The organism is Microcoleus anatoxicus, assembly GCF_042465725.1.
Lineage (GTDB): Bacteria > Cyanobacteriota > Cyanobacteriia > Cyanobacteriales > Microcoleaceae > Microcoleus > Microcoleus anatoxicus.
The window spans coordinates 54577-69680 of sequence record NZ_CP120854.1; the positions used below are offsets into that span (position 1 = coordinate 54577).

Below are 15104 nucleotides of genomic sequence, written 5' to 3' on the forward strand. Positions count from 1 at the left end.
ACTGTCAAGAGTGCCAGTACAAGATTTTTTGGGAGATGCGCCCTCACTGGATGAGTATTGGCGCGGTATCATATTGTTCGGTGTAAACGCTGCTTCCTACAAGTTCGCGCTCGCCCAGTCGCTGTTGGAGCTAGTACCGTTCGGCAAAACCCTGATTGCGTTGGATGAGTTAGCAGAGCCTTATGCGCGGCACACTTTGGAACACCTACGCCTGTGTGACAGCCAATCTGTGCAAACTAAAGTTCCCTATCCTTTTCTGGAAGCTTGCCGCCAATACAACCGAGAGGAGATTAGTTACGACCAGTTGATGGGAATTACGGCGAAGGAAGGGCTAAAGGTGGTGCTCAAGAAATTCCACAACCTCAACTCATCCGCTATTCCTGCACGTTTTTTCACGAACGAGCGCCTGGGTTCTAGGGCAAAAGCGATCGCCCTGACCGATGAGTTGTTTCGGCTCTTAGAAGGCAATCAAGCCCAGAACTTACCGGCTGAGATTGAGTCGAGGTGGCGCTTAGTCGAAACGGCGTGGGAACTCGGCATCTCCCGCAACCTGATTGCTGTGAGTTACGATGCTGAGGAAAGTTTGCTATTTACTCAAAGCAACCGCCGCACCAACATCACTTCGTGCCGCAGCGCTCTCAACGGCTACCAAAAGGGCAAGTGTTTCTATTGTTTCGGGGAGATTTCGATTGTTAGCGGAGCGGGAGATTTGACGGATGTGGATCACTTTTTCCCCTACGCGATCAGAAAGGAGATTGCTCAATCCGTTGACGGCGTGTGGAATTTGGTGCTAGCTTGCGTTACCTGCAATCGAGGTAGCGGCGGTAAGTTCGACCGACTGCCGCACCAGCGGTTTCTAGAGAGGTTGCACAAGCGCAACGAGTTTTTTATCGACAGCCACCATCCTTTAGGAGAAACCATAAAGCTGCAAACAGGCAAGTCTAAACCTCACCGGCGTTCTTGTTTGACAGGCAACTACAATACAGCAAAAACTGGTAGGCTAATTAATAGTAACTGGCAACCTGCTTTTGAGTATCCCCCAGCTTTTTGATTGATGGTTTAACCGATGGCTAATAAATTTCAACGAATCAAGCTTTACTTTAATGTAGAAAAGATTTGTTTGGGCGGTGTAGATGACGACTGGTGGCTCAAAGATTTCGACGGCGATTATTGGGCTTCTGATTACTTTTGGCTGCCCATTGGCTATAACCCGATTGGACAACCTGGAAATGAACTTTTGCAATTTATCAAGCCTCCCGCTTAACCAATCAGATGAAAGAATACCGATGCACCCGCAACGAGCCCTACGCCCACCCCTGCGACGGCCGCTCTGACCAGGGCGCTAGAAATGGCTATTACATCCGAGCCGAAACAGCGCAAGATGCTTTGCAAATCATGACCGACCGTTTCCCTCAAGAAGCCAGTCCAGGATTCACTATTGATGAGTGGAAAAACCTTCCTTGGTTGGCAGAGCGATCGCCTGCAAGCTCTCCGAATTAACTTCAAACAAATTATCCATGAACGCTCAAAACCAAAGTCAACAAAGCATACTAAAATCGCATCCCATTCCCGGTGATGACGGTCAAGCCCCCGGTCGCATTACTCTCAGAGAATGGCGCAAGGATGAAGAATGGGTAACGCACTTTTTCAACCTGCAAGATGGGGGATTTTATTACGGTCGCTACTTCACCGATTTAGGGGAAGCTGAGGCTAACTTTCAAGTGCGAGTAAAGGAATATCTCGGTGTGCCAGAAAAGTTGCCCAGTTCGTTTGAGTCAGAGGAACCTATCGAAATACCGGAACGCATTCTCGAAGGCATTGATGCGGTTCGAGCTTTGGCAACAATCAATATGTTCGACGTACAAATAGTTCGAGCTCAAGCCTCCGCTTTGGAATACCTCGAAACAGCCCTGTGGATTGAAGCTAACCCGGAAACTTACTACGATGGAATAATCAGGGGATTTGCAGCGCTATCAAATTAATGGCTTCTAAGTGGTGGCAACAAAAGCGATCGCCTTGTGAGAATTGAGCTATGGCAAAACCCAAAAGATATCCCAATAATTGGCAAGAAATCGCGCTCTCGGTAAAAGAAAGTGCGCTTTGGCGTTGTGCAAAGTGCCATCAACAATGCCTCCGACCCGGCAAACAAACCGGCTTAACCAAATCTGAACGGTGTGCCTTAACTTTGGCGGTACACCACCGCAACCGGATACCGGAGGACAACCGCCCTGAAAACTTAATCGCTCTGTGTACCGCGTGTCACCTTTCGTATCACAATCGCGGTCAGTCCAACGTATCGCCGGGGCAGTTGTCGCTGTTCCCTGATGATGCGGTGGATTGGGATATCATGAATTTTTCTGAGGAAGGGGGACGGGGCAATTGATTTGATCCGCATCCGCTGCCATCTTCTTAATTAATTGGAGGGCTGCTATGCAATCTCCTAATGCTCGGTGTCCGCCGTTGAGAGGGAAATACCTATAATTTTTATAATAATTGCTCCAATGTCCCTTCCACTGTGCCGCCCATTCCATAAGGCATTCGGAGCGTTGCTGTAAATTTAAAATTGGCAAGCCGTGCAATTTGCAGCAGTCATTTAAAATTTTAATATCAAAGGCAGAATTGTAGATTAACACTTGTTTATCTTCCAAAACTTCCGCAAGGGAAGGGTAAATCTCTGGAAAAGTCGGTGCATCCTTTACATTTTCATCCGTTATCCCGTGAATTTCCGTTGCTTCTGCGGGAATAGAAATCGCAGGTCTGACGAGTGTATTGAGCAGCGGTTCTCCCAACGGATTAATAATTGCAATTTCCACAATCTCGGCATTGTCGAGGTCGGTAGTCTCAGTATCCAAAATCAACCATTCATCTGGTGCAAGAAGCTGTTCGCGAGCCCACTTCACCGCTCTTACCCTATCTCTTTCTATGAAACCTACTTCTCGATACCACTCTTGATAATCCCGTTTGATTTGGGCTTTGAGGCGGTTGGCGGCAAGAATTTCCAATTGTTGGGGAGATGGCTTTCTCTTGGGTCGGCAGGATTCAGGATTGTGGATATCGTAGAGGAACACGTCGTATTTTCGCATTTCGATAACGCCTGAAGGTTTCAGAGGCGATAAACCCAGTTCACCCAGTTGCTTTTTAGTTTTCAGGTGCGGTGGCGGCTCGTTGGATTCGCCCCACCAACTGTATTTGGTTGGTTCCATAAGAATCGTTAAACTTTTAAACGAGCGCGCCTTAATTTAAGCGTTTCGAGTTTAGCCAACACAACATCTGGCGACTGCGATTCACCAGCTTTTACGGCAAACTGCTGGACTCCTTTGTGAAAAATTGCATAGTATCCATTATAACCGTCAATATTTGGCTCTAAATCAACCCACTTAACATATAGTTCATCACCAACAGCTTGTAACTCAATCGCAAGCATTGCTTCTTTCTTGATACGTTTTGCTAGTCGCAATGCAGCCTCAATAGCTTCTGTTTGTGTCGTCACAGCCGAAAGTTCGCCATCGTAAACCAAGCGCTCGCTCAGGAATATCTGACAAGTCCAAATTGTCGAATTAAATTTGTTGGTAATTGGCTTGATGTTTCTGATTTCACCCCGAAGTTGTGGCAGCTCGTACAACATGATGATTCAGATATATCCAGGGTCATGATTTAAAAACAGACATTTCTATTATAGTAAATTTGCTGAGTTTATCTCTTAGTCTCGCTGTTGTTGTTTGGGAATTGCCAAAATTACTCATATTTTTACCTATCCAAGAAATCTGCAAAATGTGCAATCAAAGCAGCCGTTCCGTATTTCCGAATCAAGTAAATAAATACGGGCTTGCCGACGCTTGAATACGAACGCGGCGAATCCTTATCTGGTTTGGTGCATTTCAGGACATTTTTAATTATATCAGAGGCATTGCGGCTCGTATCCATATACGCTAATACCTGCTCAAAAAGAGCCGATTCCGTTGTTTCAGAGAAGTACCTGGATACAAGAGACGCGCCATCTCGAATCGGGTACTCTTTATCTGGCAAGGGTTCTAGAGGTATCCGTTCATCCTGTTGGGGGTGCGGTACGGATACGTCAGGTTCTTGCGTATCCCGCTCTGAATGCTCCCCTGTTTCAGCAATTTCTGATGACTTAAAAGTCTCTTCAAGACGCTGTTTGGCTAGTTCCCAAAGTTGTTGCGGGTCATCAGTTTCGCTTGTTTGGCGAATTCCCGCATTCTCTTTATTCGTGTCAGTAGTTGGCTCAATTGGCTTTTTTAGAACCTCTCGCTTCCACTGACTCAAATCGGGTACAACAGCCGGGAATTCACCAAGCTCGCAGCTAATCCATGCAGCCCGATTCCCCAGCGATTCCAAATAATCTCGTACTTGCTGATACTTGGCGTATTGTTCCGAATCCTTGGGATATTTGTTGCGATACTTTTCACATTCTTCTAGGGCGAATCTACCCATATAAATGCTGCAAAAACACTCTGCTAAATCGCTCTCATCCTCCAATCCCCACGTTACCACCTGTCGCCCCTGAGCCAAAGCAAAGATGCGGATGCCGAGTTCGCGGGCGAGAGTAATCATATCACCCATAATCTGTTTGGCAGAAGGCGATATGATTTGCTTGGTTTTGCGATCGACAATCGCTTTGATATTCTTGCTAATCACTCTCCATTCATCAATGCCCACATTCCAAATGGGGGAATCAATTCCCTTCGCCATCAATGCAGTACGATTGATTCTTTCAGACTGCAAACTTGACAAAGCGCTACGGATAGCATCGTAATCTTCGGGAACTCCAATTACATCCAATCCAGTCCATTGATGCGGTTTCCGTTTGATGGTGATTACTAGCTTTTTATCGGAGGGCATCACATCCATCAGCCAATCAAAGAGCGTGGTTTTTCCACCGTTTGTGGGCGCAACTCCTCTCAAGTGAGGAAACATCTCAGGAGTATCCCTAAACTGGTTCCAATCAAAGAATTGCACTCCTAAATCTGGGGTAATTGGCAGTTCTACGCCCAATAATTGATTGCTGTTTGGTGCGGGTGCTGCGTTTTGTTCGACTTGAGCATCTTCAAATTCCTGGAACTTTGATTCAACTTCTACTGGCAAAGATTTAGGGGTTGTCAAAGCATCCAACAGTTCGGGGTTCTTCTCTAAATAAAGCGTGTTGTAGCCGTCATAGAGTTCGCGTTTGAAGTCCTTGACTCTCAAGTCAGAGGCAATCGCTGTTTTCTGGATTTCTTCGCTATCCAAAATCTCGCTGGTAGTGGCTTCTAATTGCTTCTGCCGAGCTTCATCAAAGACAGCAGCTTCATCGATCTTCCTCTGCTTTACCGATGCTGCACTGGCTGCAAAATAGGCTGCACCAAAGCTCATTGCAGCAATTGCACCGGATGTTGTACGCAACAACCCCCAACCTTTGTATAACCGAACAAACTTGGCATTCTTGGGATACTTTGAACCCGATACCACAACAGGCGTACAAGGATTTGTAGCAGAATTGCAGTAGCTGGTGTGCAAATCGAAGTAGCCGAATAAACTAAATCCAGTACATCCAATACCCACAATCAAAGTAGCGATCGCACTTTTCATTTGGGCCACCTCCTCCGCACCAATGCGATCGACAAAAGCAGAGCTACCGATAAACCAACAATCACAGCAAACTGCCATAACGGAATTACTCCAAAGCCTAAGCCTAGACTTAAAGGCATATTTGCTAAGAGCCACGCAACATCCCAAAATGCCGCAATAGTTCCGACAATCACCACCAACCCGCTAATCCGACGCATCGACAGCAAGTAAGGTGTCGGATTTTTCGGTTTTACTACGAACAGAAACCCGGCTGCTAAAACCACTGCGACCAGCATTACAGGAGCACCGACAATCCTGGAAATGTGAGCGATGGATAGCCCAACTGCAAACCAGAATCCTTGACCGCAGAGACTATTTAAGTTTTTGAGAAACCTGAATTGGTCTGATTCTTCTACTTCTGCCAGTTGCAGCAATGGTGGAGCAACGGTCGGATTTTGAGGTTTGGGAATGAGAAATGGTGGCAACTGCATGGCTATTTCCCTGAGAAAAAGTCAAAGGCTCCACCGCCCCATTTCTTTAGCCAACCGCTTTGATTGGTAGCGTTATTGGTCGTGTTATTGGTCGTGTTATTGGCAGGACTTAATTGTTTGCTAGTAGATGATGACAAACCATATTTCCCGCGAGTACCGTAAGCGAACAAGTCTTTTATCCTATTTCTCTCTTCACTTTTTGCCTCTTGAGCTGCTTGTCGCTCCGCCAAGTTTGCTGCTTCTTTGTCAGGTTTTTGGGATAGCGCCTCTTTTTGGCGGACTAATCTGTTAGCCACGATTTGAAGAGAAATCTGAAGATCGTATTCTGCTAAATCACTGTAGTCGATAACTTCTTGGTCGAGAAGTCTGACACCAATATCCGAATCTTTGGCTAGCTTTTTAGTATTGGCTTGCCAACCTTTCCATGCCAAGAATACGTCAAGAGTAGCTCGATCGATCTTCTCCATGCCCTTAGCACCAGCTTTGACGCATCGGGCTACAAACTCGTTGTATTTGATAACACCTTCAATATAGTCATTGACGTGTTTTTCTAACTTGTCGAGGTTGTCAATCAGAAACTTGATTTCTTCAACCGAATCTACGAATGCGCCCAATTCTTCTTCGGACATCCCGGCAAAGGCTGATGGGTCGAAGCCATAGTATCCCTGAAAGGAAGTCAACATTTCAGGTGCGCTATCAAATGCTTTGACTTTTCCAACTAGGGCTGGAGCGATGGCTCCACCGCCTGTGTATTTAACAATTTGGCTCATGGTTTTTCTCCTTTTATTAATACTCCGAATTAGTCAAAACAATCAAAGATTAATGTCGAGATACTCAACAACAGTGTGGAATAACTTATCAAACATTATTTTTCTCACTATTTACTGCACCTTCAACTACTTGTTCAATCCATGCACCAGACAAATACCAATCAGCCCATTGTTGAGCCGATTTTAGAGCTTCTGTTTCGGTTAGGTTGCTACCAATTTCGATTGGATCATTGTCTCCGTCATACACATACCAAGCTGAAAAATCTGGTTCAACAACAATCTTTATGGTCAGATGGTAATAGTAAAAGCATTTCCCTTTAGTTTGGTCATACAGGTCAACTACATCAATAATTTCACCTCGTTTTTTGAGTTCAGCGAAAGTAACGTCTTGAATCTGGTTCAGGATATTTGTGGGCAATAAATTGAGTAATTGATTCAGCATTTGTTTTTCACTTGGTCTGCTTTGTCGTGTTGGATTTGATTGAGTCGATTACTGATGCGGTCAACTATTTCATTCCCAATCGGTTCAATGAAATTTCCCACACGGTAAGTATCTCCCAGCTTTTGGGCAGTCTTTGGGTCTAGACCGTTGGCGATGTACTGACATTCGGGGAACTTGAATTCTATTTCTTCATCCATTATTTATTACCCAGTGATGGTGAAAATTGATAGTGATTGTGCGTACTATTGTCGATGTTTTGATTACCCTCAACCACAGTAGCTGGAGAATCTTTGATGCCTTGTTTGTAGCCATCGTGATAGACAGAGTTAACAACGTAAATCAGCATCACTGGAAGGGCTGAGAATAGGAATGATGCAAAGATTACAGAGATTTTATCGGACATAATTGTTACCTCAAAGTTTCATTTAATAAAATCTCGTTGTGTGACTGTTGCTAGAATTTATCTAATTTTCACAGGCATCCTCCCACCAATACTGCCACTTCGCTTTCTGGGGAATTGCCACCAACTTAACCACCCACCACATATCAATTCAGGTACGACTAAATACATCCCAATAAATCCAAAACTTTCTACCATCAGATAAACCTCATCAGTGCAATTGTTTCTTCGATATAGATGTGATTTTGGGGCAGTACAATCTCAGGTTGTTTGGGTTTACTCCCCAGTTGCAAGCTCAGGAAAAAGATAACATTCAGCAATACCTTTTCCCTCTGACCTTGTTGCAAAGCTAGAGCCGCGCCTAGCTCCTGACAACCTGCTACCAAAGTCCCGGTAAAATCTGCCGCTGCTTCTTGGACTGTTGCAGCTTTGGGACTTCTTTCACCGTTGGCAGGTTTACCGATCGCAAATCCAGATTCGTGGCTCGTATTGCCTCCGTTAAAGGCTTGAAATTGTCCCGGATGTTACCAGCTAAATCGGACATCTTTGCTGCCATATGTGCAGTCAGCCCAAGTTTGAAGCCATCTATCATCACATCAGAGACGGCATCAGAGAGCTCGAACATTCCCGCTGCTCCTTCTTGGGCTACAGCTTGCGCCACCTGCAAAATTCCATCCTTTTCTTCTTCGCAATCTCGACTCGCATCACTAGCTTCCAGAGCTTCTGGATCGATTTCATCGCAGAATTCCGATCGCCCGTTCCTTTCTACAGCAATCTGCAAGAGCGCTTCAGAAGTGGAAATGCCATCTCGAATTAACCGATAATATTCGCGAATTTCATGTGCATCAAATTCAGAAATTTGAGAGTTTTTCCATTCTGGCTGACCCAACGCTTTGCGAACTGAGGTAATGTCCGCAACCTTGACCAGACCTAAATCATTTTTCAACTGCGTCCGTGAAATACTCATCTGTTGGAAGTCCTTCGTTTTCTAGTTTTCTCTCAACTTTTGCCAAATCGTAGTCGCATTCGACAAGCCAAGACTCGATCGTCAGTAATGCCCATTTCGTGAAATCGGGAAACTTGCGGGTATACAACCTGTGTTCGCTTTCCGGGCAATAGTCCTCAAGTAGCCGCAGTCTCCGCTTGAATGTAGCCTCCGACATCGGGCGCGATCGACCTAACAACTGTTTGAGTTCCGATCTGAGCCACCAAGTCTTTTTTCCTTCGGTATCCGTAACTCGCACTGTTACGGTTTTTCTACGCTTGTGCATTTGTTTTTTGTCGCAAGCTAATTCAAAGACATAATTTTGGTATTTGAATTAGATCGCGCACTCTCAAAAAAAATCACTTCCTTTCGGGAACGCTAAATGATTTGGCATCCCAGATTTCCCAAACCTCGCGAACAGAAGATACGGCACTTTGTAGCGCTTCTGCTGACGATCGCCCGAAAACGCTTATCTTGCGAGGCGGATGGTACTTGCGAGTTACGGTAACGCTCCACTGAATTTGATGGCTCCTGAGCGCTCTCATCGGTCGTCCCTCCCATCTCCTGCTGTGGGTGCTATCGGTGCTATCGGTGCGTTGGATTCACTTGCTATTCGCCAGCACAACGCGCTTGCTAGTTCGTTTTGTTCCACGCGAGAGAGAGCTCGTATTGTTGGGAACCAAGCCTGCAAATGGGATAAGTCGTTGTTGACAGTGCCGGAGTACGCTTTGAATGGGTCGCTATCCAAAGAAACCAAGGTTCGTAAAGCGTAGAGTTCATCGAAGTTGAGTCCATCCAATCGGTTGATTAAGGATTCTAGGGAATATTTCCTAGGCGCCATGTAGGGAACCACGGCTTGTTCCCCCAGTTCCCACCAACTGATTACGTTGGCTCGTTCTGTGAGACACAGAATCTCTGACTTGCGGACGCACAGGTAAATCGGTTGTCCATCTTCTTGGATTGGTTTGTCCTGGTCATCGAGCAGGCGACCAGTGACTGTTTCAGGGCGAACGTCTGTTACTTCGATGCGTCCGAGGGTCGTGGTAACGCAAGGATTGGGGATTTCGACAAAGCTTGGTTGGGCTGGTGATGGCTGCCCATGATCTGCGAACATAGAGGAAACCTCATGAATGTGAGTGCCAAACCCCGCCCCAGAAGATTGCGAGTCAGAGGGGGCGGGGTTTGGTTTGGGTTTTTGTATGCCCGCTACCGCTAACCTGTAAAAGTGTTGCGGGCGCTGGGTTTAAGGCGCTTTTGAGTCAGTGCGCTAGCATTCCCTTGCGGGATTGTACGGATGACCGTTTTACGCTCTTGGCTGCCTCTGCGTCTATGAGTGTTAGTATAATCTATAAGTTACGAAGTAGCAACTTCGCGTCAAAAATAAGTTGTGAAGTAATAACTTCTCATTAGGAATAAGTTGCAACCCAAACCGCGTCGGAACCTTATGAAACAATGGAGAGAGAAGTTGCGAAGTTTAGTTTTAGCTACTGTGCCAGCAAAAAAAGAAGACCCAGGTTACGCCGCCCTTCGGGGTCACATACCAAGAAGCCTATATAAACGGTTTAAAATGTTTTGCCTTGAACGTGGTGTGGACAACAGCCAAGGTCTAGAAGACTTGATACACGAGTATTTTGAATTGAAAGACAAGCAAGAACAGGAGGCTTCCATCCCAAAAACGGCAGAAAGCAACACGTTCAACGCTAGCGGCTGAGGAATTGCCGGTCGTTGTTTCCCCTCTTGGGCTACCAAAAGCAAGCAGGGCAAAGGAAGCAAGGGAGCTAGTTGATGTAAGCGTGATTGTCTAATCGTTGTCTGGCAATAGAGAAACTTTGGCGCTACCGTCAAAACCAACAAATAAGCTAAAAGCTTTAGCTGACAGAGGTTTTAGGTACGACCCGGCGTTTCAAACTTTTTGGACTCAAAGACCCTCAAACGCTTGACAGGAGAGACTGGAGGCATTTCAAACTTGTCGTGGCGAAAACGGTTGGTTTGACAGGTTGCGCTCTGCTGCTCTCCATAGACTGCAAGCTTTGCAGTCAGGACGTTTAACAGGTTGCGCTCCTGTCAGTGTGCGATGGAAGACCAATAAAATAGACAACTGTCTAGTGATTGTCAAGCATTGGAGAAAATTCTAGTGACCGAATCAGTTAGAGCCGTTCGAGCCTCGGTACAGATAGGTTCCCTAACAGTCGATGGGTTTATGCTGCCAGACGGCAATTACCGAATGAGCCAGACACAGGCGGCGGAGTGTGTTGGAAAACCCGAAATTAACGCCCGACGGTTTTTGGACTCAAAGGCTATCAAAGCTTTACTAGGCAAGGGTTATACGCCCGACACTATTGAGATAGAATCAAGCGAGGAGCAAGTTCGCGGTCAAGGTCGGTTCAATGCCCTTCCGTTGGAAGTTATCACTGCTTACTGGCTTACTCAAGCCGGTGAAGGGAACAAACAGGCACTGAGCTTGGTTTGGGCGCTGTTGACTGAAACCTTGGAGCGGCGGTTTGACGAAGCTTTCGGCGTTGCCCGCACTCCTCAAGAACGAAACGAAATCCTGAGCCAGCGAGTTCTTGAACTAGAACAGGATATCAGAGAGCTGTTCTGGGTTGACGATGAGGTCAGAATAGAGCGCGACCACTACGAGCGGCTGCTTCGGGAGTACGGTATCGATCCTTGGACAATTCCGGGGGGTGATGATGAACCGGGTTAATTGCGCTGGGCAACTATTGGGATTTTTCGATTCGGAAATTCCTTGCTAGTCATCAATCCAAGCAACCGTTGGAGTTTAAAATTTGAAGGGGCTCTTCAAAACAACCGAACAGCCCGCAGCGACCAGACAAGACCAGACCAGACAAAAGAATCCGCGTCTTTAGAAGAGAGTAACCGATAGTGGGAGTAAATTGGAATAAATCACAACATTCCGCCTATAGTTCACTTTTTCAACTCCTCCGTAGTCGCTTCCTTCAGTTAAAAAGTAGGTTCGCACCCCGCCAACCCCGTAGAAATACCAGAACCCTTACCGGACGGGAAGTTAAGCCAACTGACAAATCCCGTACCAACCCCGTGCGAACCCCGACAAACCCCGCATTTATCCGATGAATCCACCCCCCAATCTGTTGCGGCTTCCAACCAACCAACCGCCGACGAAGTTGCCACCACCCATGAAGAGCCGGTTCAAAGGCTTCAAGCGCGGATACTGCAAGCAATCGCGGACAATGACCCAGTAGCAGTCCATGATGTCTACTGTCAAGTGCATGAATTGGGAGTCAAGGAAGCTGTTAAAGCGAGGCTGACAGGCGATGAAAATGAGGATTTTAGAAAGCTTGTCAAAGTTTGGAAGAAAAGCAAAACTCAGCATTAAACTAACCCCAAGATCCCTGTCTAGTTTGGTGTATACCCCAAATCTTGGTTTTCCCCGCCTAGCCTTAACAGTTTTAAGCCCTGGGTCAGGATATGCCTTTTTTCTGATAAAGTTTTAGTAGGTGCAAGCCTAGGATGGAATTACAAACGCTTCTGACTTACCTGTAAGGAAGTTGATAGAAAGGGCAAACAGCATCTACTTGTATTTCAGAATAAATCATTACTTCTCCCTGCCAAGTCATATACTGAGAACCAGGACTCTCCAAAATCAAATCTGCATTTGCATTATGACGGTGGAATTTAATATCTGGTGTTTTCTTAGAAAACTCATTCTCAAAGAATAGAAGTGGCAGTTTACTGATGCGTTCTGCAATTGACTCTATATTATATTGGGAGGCGGTATCATTAACAGCGACATCGCGAGGCAGTTTTATTTTGTGAAAGTGACGAACAGTTCTGGCTATTGCAGCCCTCAAATGATCGCCAACTCGGTAGAGATTTGCAAAGTGATAACGTAGGTCACGATTTAAAGAAATAGCGGTTATACCACCGGGATGAATTTCAAAATCAGGACCTATATGCCCATTAGGTTGCATCCCCTCTAGAAAATACCCAATAATGCGAGCATTTTTAGGGAAAGTTTGAATACTTGTCTCTACAGTACGTGCAACTATGCCACGTCCCCTTGAGTACATCATTATAGGACGCAATTGACTACCATTGTGTTTAATCTTATTAACAATAGGAGCAAAGGATTCTCTGTAGTCATTGATTGCATTCCGAAAATCCTTATAAGCAGGGTGTCCGACCTTATCCAACCAACGGTCTGGATGTTTTTCCTGAACCTTGCTATCATATGGGTGAATAACTTTAAGAATAGAATAGCAATCATCAATGTGAGATTGTAAGGCGTATAGTAATTCTTTTTGTAAATCAGGCAGCTTTTTCAAAGGATAATCTAAATTTCCATCAGCATTAAACAAAGCCGTAGAAATCCGATCTATTTCATCCAGAACAGCATTGAAAGACTGTATTACTTTCTGTATTGAGTTACTGTAGATTGAGAACGGATGCCGTTGGGTATGATCGTTATGATAGGTAAAGCTTTCATTGAGAAGTTTTAAACAATTAAATGCTTTAGGCTGCAAGTTGCCATCTCTATGTGTTTTACGTTCGAGGTTCATAGGAGCATAAGTGAGTCAGGTTGTATTACAAGTGTAACACATTGAGTTTGATTAAGGACTGCTAAAGCCTCGGCGCTAATGTCAATATGTCCCAAAAGTATGGGAGTAACTTGTCATTGACCTCTTTTCTGCTGCCAATTGTTAGTTTTGGGGGTGAATTATTGAAATCGCATTATACATCTTTTGCCTGTATGCTGACCTTGCTGTAGCGGTTACAAGCTCTAGGCGGGGAAAGTGTTGTACATAACTTCTTCTGTTTACAATAATCCTGCTTGACGCTGGCTCCCGGCAACTGCCACACTCCCGGCTTAGCTTTAGGCTCCGGCTCGTAGCTTTTAACATTCTTTCAAGGAGCATCAAAGCCACGATTTTCCTATTTCACAAGCCCAACAGATTTTATTTTTCTAATGCGTGCAAGGATACGACGGAGAAGTTAAAATGTATCTAATGTAATGGTCAACCAATTCAATTAACAATAGTTCGGACAGTTTTTAAGCAGCCAGAGTACCATAAGACAAGACTGAAGGAAGGTTAGGGTGATTTAAAATCAAATCCGGGTCTAAATCTAACTTATCAATAAAGGTAGAAAGTAGATGCTTATTGAATTCCAGACGTTTATAAGAGGCCATAGAAAACACAAAAGATTTGGCAGATGAATGACAACTAGAAAGTTCATGTTTGGCTAAGTTTAAGGCAATTAGACTGGCATTAAAATGAAAATCAAGTCGTGGTAAATGACGAGCTTGACAATCAGACAATCCCGTAAATTGTTTGGCATCACGAAAAATAAATTCTATTTGAAAACGAGCCTGATAATATTCAAGAATTTGCTCAGGTGGTAGGTGAATATCAGTGCTAAATAATAAAGTATTTTTGATTTTCCCATTGGCTTGAGCCTCAGAAATACAAGCCAAACTAATTTGGCAATTTAAACAACAACTCCAGACCACCAGTGTATAGAGTGAAACCCCCGGTTTTATTTCTTTAACAAAGTTTAGACGACTTAGATCTTGGCAGTCAACCTTACCATCATATTTTCGAGGAGCTCCCAGTTTATTTTGTTCACCTGTATAGAGATAGCGTAGGTTAGCATCAACTCTTAACTTGCCAATAAAGTCTAAATTCAACTCCCGCACAGCATCCCAGAATTTAGAGCGATAATAATAGCCATCAGCCACCAAATAACGTACAGAAGTTGGGAAGAAACAACGAGTATTTTTCAAATGTTTTGCATAGTCATCAACTCTTGTGATGTCAGGCATTGAGCTTTGAGAGTCCGGTTTTTTGCGAGATTTTTTTGACGAGCTATTCTTCGGTTTTTTTGGCAGTTTTTTCACGGGCTTTATTTGAGGGCGTGGCGGAGTTTGTTGTACGCTTAAGCTATAAGATAAACGAGTCTCAATTTCGACAATAGAAATCACAGAAATTTCCAACCCCTGTTCCGATTTACCAGCTACACCATTATAGAAATAAGCCTTACCGTCAGTTTTTTTACCACTTTTTATTAAAAAAGAACAATCAATAACAGCAATGACTGTGTGTTCAGGATTTAAAGCTTGTTCGAGGAAATATTGATTAAATTGTGGAAAGTTAAAGCTTTTGAGAAAGTGACGACGGTAGGTTTTTTCACTCAAACAACTATAACGACTGAGATTCGTGAAGTTAACCTTGCCATAGGCTAGCAAAATAGTTGAGAATAAAGTAATTAAAAACTTCTTTTGGGGTTGACTAATCCCTGGCATTTGTTGTAAGATGGATTCCATAATGTTCATAAGGCAATCTGTTGAGCTTGTGTGTTTTTATAGCTTAACCTAAAAGAGTGCCTTTTTTTCTGTTCATTTTGGGTTCAGATTGCACTCACTTTTTTCACTTCTGTCTTTTATTGCGATCGCATCCCTCTTGAAAAACTG

The 15104-nt window shown here is 44.6% G+C and carries 23 protein-coding genes; 7 read left to right on the forward strand and 16 right to left on the reverse strand.

What is annotated here, in order from left to right; all coding sequences use genetic code 11:
- Positions 1–10: 10 nt before the first annotated feature.
- The 5 genes from P2A85_RS29260 to P2A85_RS29280 are packed head-to-tail and all read left to right on the forward strand — an operon-like array spanning position 11 to position 2383.
- The gene (locus P2A85_RS29260; protein WP_377482207.1) at positions 11–1051 is read left to right on the forward strand and encodes a hypothetical protein; all 1041 of its coding nucleotides are present in this window, start codon (positions 11–13) and stop codon (positions 1049–1051) included.
- Positions 1052–1066: 15 nt separating this feature from the next.
- The gene (locus tag P2A85_RS29265) at positions 1067–1264 is read left to right on the forward strand and encodes a hypothetical protein (protein ID WP_377482211.1); all 198 of its coding nucleotides are present in this window, start codon (positions 1067–1069) and stop codon (positions 1262–1264) included.
- 8 nt (positions 1265–1272) lie between these two features.
- Positions 1273–1500, forward strand: coding sequence for a hypothetical protein (locus P2A85_RS29270; protein WP_377482214.1), 228 nt, complete (start codon positions 1273–1275; stop codon positions 1498–1500).
- Positions 1501–1517: 17 nt separating this feature from the next.
- Positions 1518–1982, forward strand: coding sequence for a DUF5049 domain-containing protein (locus P2A85_RS29275; RefSeq protein ID WP_377482217.1), 465 nt, complete (start codon positions 1518–1520; stop codon positions 1980–1982).
- 50 nt (positions 1983–2032) lie between these two features.
- Positions 2033–2383 carry an HNH endonuclease gene (locus tag P2A85_RS29280; protein WP_377482220.1) on the forward strand — a complete coding sequence of 117 codons (351 nt, stop codon included), beginning with the start codon at positions 2033–2035 and terminating at the stop codon, positions 2381–2383.
- On the opposite strand, the gene P2A85_RS29285 is transcribed toward P2A85_RS29280, so the two are convergent.
- The 13 genes from P2A85_RS29285 to P2A85_RS29345 all read right to left on the reverse strand — a co-directional run bounded on the left by P2A85_RS29285 (position 2346) and on the right by P2A85_RS29345 (position 9767).
- Positions 2346–3203: a 3'-5' exonuclease gene (locus P2A85_RS29285; protein WP_377482223.1), complete on the reverse strand. Its 858-nt coding sequence runs from the start codon at positions 3201–3203 to the stop codon at positions 2346–2348. The two genes, P2A85_RS29280 and P2A85_RS29285, sit on opposite strands and share 38 nt — an antisense overlap.
- Positions 3204–3211: 8 nt before the next feature.
- The gene (locus tag P2A85_RS29290; RefSeq protein WP_377482226.1) at positions 3212–3625 is read right to left on the reverse strand and encodes a hypothetical protein; all 414 of its coding nucleotides are present in this window, start codon (positions 3623–3625) and stop codon (positions 3212–3214) included.
- A 122-nt stretch (positions 3626–3747) separates the two neighbouring features.
- Entirely contained in the window at positions 3748–5664 is a 1917-nt protein-coding gene (locus P2A85_RS29295) for a hypothetical protein (RefSeq protein WP_377482228.1), read from the reverse strand.
- On the reverse strand, positions 5583–6056 hold the full coding sequence (locus P2A85_RS29300; protein ID WP_377481822.1) for a hypothetical protein: 474 nt from the start codon (positions 6054–6056) through the stop codon (positions 5583–5585). The genes P2A85_RS29295 and P2A85_RS29300 overlap by 82 nt, the downstream gene beginning before the upstream one ends.
- A 2-nt stretch (positions 6057–6058) precedes the next feature.
- Positions 6059–6826, reverse strand: coding sequence for a hypothetical protein (locus P2A85_RS29305; protein ID WP_377481825.1), 768 nt, complete (start codon positions 6824–6826; stop codon positions 6059–6061).
- 88 nt (positions 6827–6914) lie between these two features.
- Entirely contained in the window at positions 6915–7268 is a 354-nt protein-coding gene (locus P2A85_RS29310; protein ID WP_377481828.1) for a hypothetical protein, read from the reverse strand.
- The gene (locus P2A85_RS29315; protein WP_377481831.1) at positions 7262–7465 is read right to left on the reverse strand and encodes a hypothetical protein; all 204 of its coding nucleotides are present in this window, start codon (positions 7463–7465) and stop codon (positions 7262–7264) included. The genes P2A85_RS29310 and P2A85_RS29315 overlap by 7 nt, the downstream gene beginning before the upstream one ends.
- Positions 7465–7671 (reverse strand): hypothetical protein, encoded by a 207-nt coding sequence (locus P2A85_RS29320; protein ID WP_377481833.1) that lies wholly within the window; start codon positions 7669–7671, stop codon positions 7465–7467. The genes P2A85_RS29315 and P2A85_RS29320 overlap by 1 nt, the downstream gene beginning before the upstream one ends.
- Before the next feature lie 57 nt (positions 7672–7728).
- On the reverse strand, positions 7729–7866 hold the full coding sequence (locus P2A85_RS29325; RefSeq protein WP_377481836.1) for a hypothetical protein: 138 nt from the start codon (positions 7864–7866) through the stop codon (positions 7729–7731).
- Between the two features lie 181 nt (positions 7867–8047).
- Positions 8048–8635 carry a hypothetical protein gene (locus P2A85_RS29330; RefSeq protein ID WP_377481839.1) on the reverse strand — a complete coding sequence of 196 codons (588 nt, stop codon included), beginning with the start codon at positions 8633–8635 and terminating at the stop codon, positions 8048–8050.
- The gene (locus tag P2A85_RS29335; protein ID WP_377481842.1) at positions 8604–8939 is read right to left on the reverse strand and encodes a hypothetical protein; all 336 of its coding nucleotides are present in this window, start codon (positions 8937–8939) and stop codon (positions 8604–8606) included. The genes P2A85_RS29330 and P2A85_RS29335 overlap by 32 nt, the downstream gene beginning before the upstream one ends.
- A gap of 73 nt (positions 8940–9012) precedes the next feature.
- A complete protein-coding gene (locus P2A85_RS29340; RefSeq protein ID WP_377481845.1) occupies positions 9013–9198 on the reverse strand; it encodes a hypothetical protein in 186 nt (61 codons plus the stop codon).
- Entirely contained in the window at positions 9195–9767 is a 573-nt protein-coding gene (locus tag P2A85_RS29345; protein WP_377481849.1) for a hypothetical protein, read from the reverse strand. The genes P2A85_RS29340 and P2A85_RS29345 overlap by 4 nt, the downstream gene beginning before the upstream one ends.
- Positions 9768–10097: 330 nt before the next feature.
- Between P2A85_RS29345 and P2A85_RS29350 the strand changes: the two genes are divergently transcribed.
- Together P2A85_RS29350 and P2A85_RS29355 are read left to right on the forward strand one after the other, a co-directional pair.
- Complete coding sequence (locus P2A85_RS29350) at positions 10098–10364, forward strand: hypothetical protein (RefSeq protein ID WP_377481852.1); 267 nt, start codon at positions 10098–10100, stop codon at positions 10362–10364.
- Between the two features lie 423 nt (positions 10365–10787).
- The gene (locus P2A85_RS29355; protein WP_377481854.1) at positions 10788–11360 is read left to right on the forward strand and encodes a hypothetical protein; all 573 of its coding nucleotides are present in this window, start codon (positions 10788–10790) and stop codon (positions 11358–11360) included.
- 378 nt (positions 11361–11738) lie between these two features.
- On the opposite strand, the gene P2A85_RS29360 is transcribed toward P2A85_RS29355, so the two are convergent.
- The 3 genes from P2A85_RS29360 to P2A85_RS29370 form a co-directional block, all read right to left on the reverse strand.
- On the reverse strand, positions 11739–12008 hold the full coding sequence (locus P2A85_RS29360) for a hypothetical protein (protein ID WP_377481857.1): 270 nt from the start codon (positions 12006–12008) through the stop codon (positions 11739–11741).
- A gap of 160 nt (positions 12009–12168) precedes the next feature.
- Complete coding sequence (locus P2A85_RS29365) at positions 12169–13194, reverse strand: hypothetical protein (RefSeq protein WP_377481860.1); 1026 nt, start codon at positions 13192–13194, stop codon at positions 12169–12171.
- A gap of 491 nt (positions 13195–13685) precedes the next feature.
- Positions 13686–14966, reverse strand: a complete 1281-nt coding sequence (locus tag P2A85_RS29370) for a transposase (RefSeq protein ID WP_377481863.1) — start codon at positions 14964–14966, stop codon at positions 13686–13688.
- Positions 14967–15104: the final 138 nt, after the last annotated feature.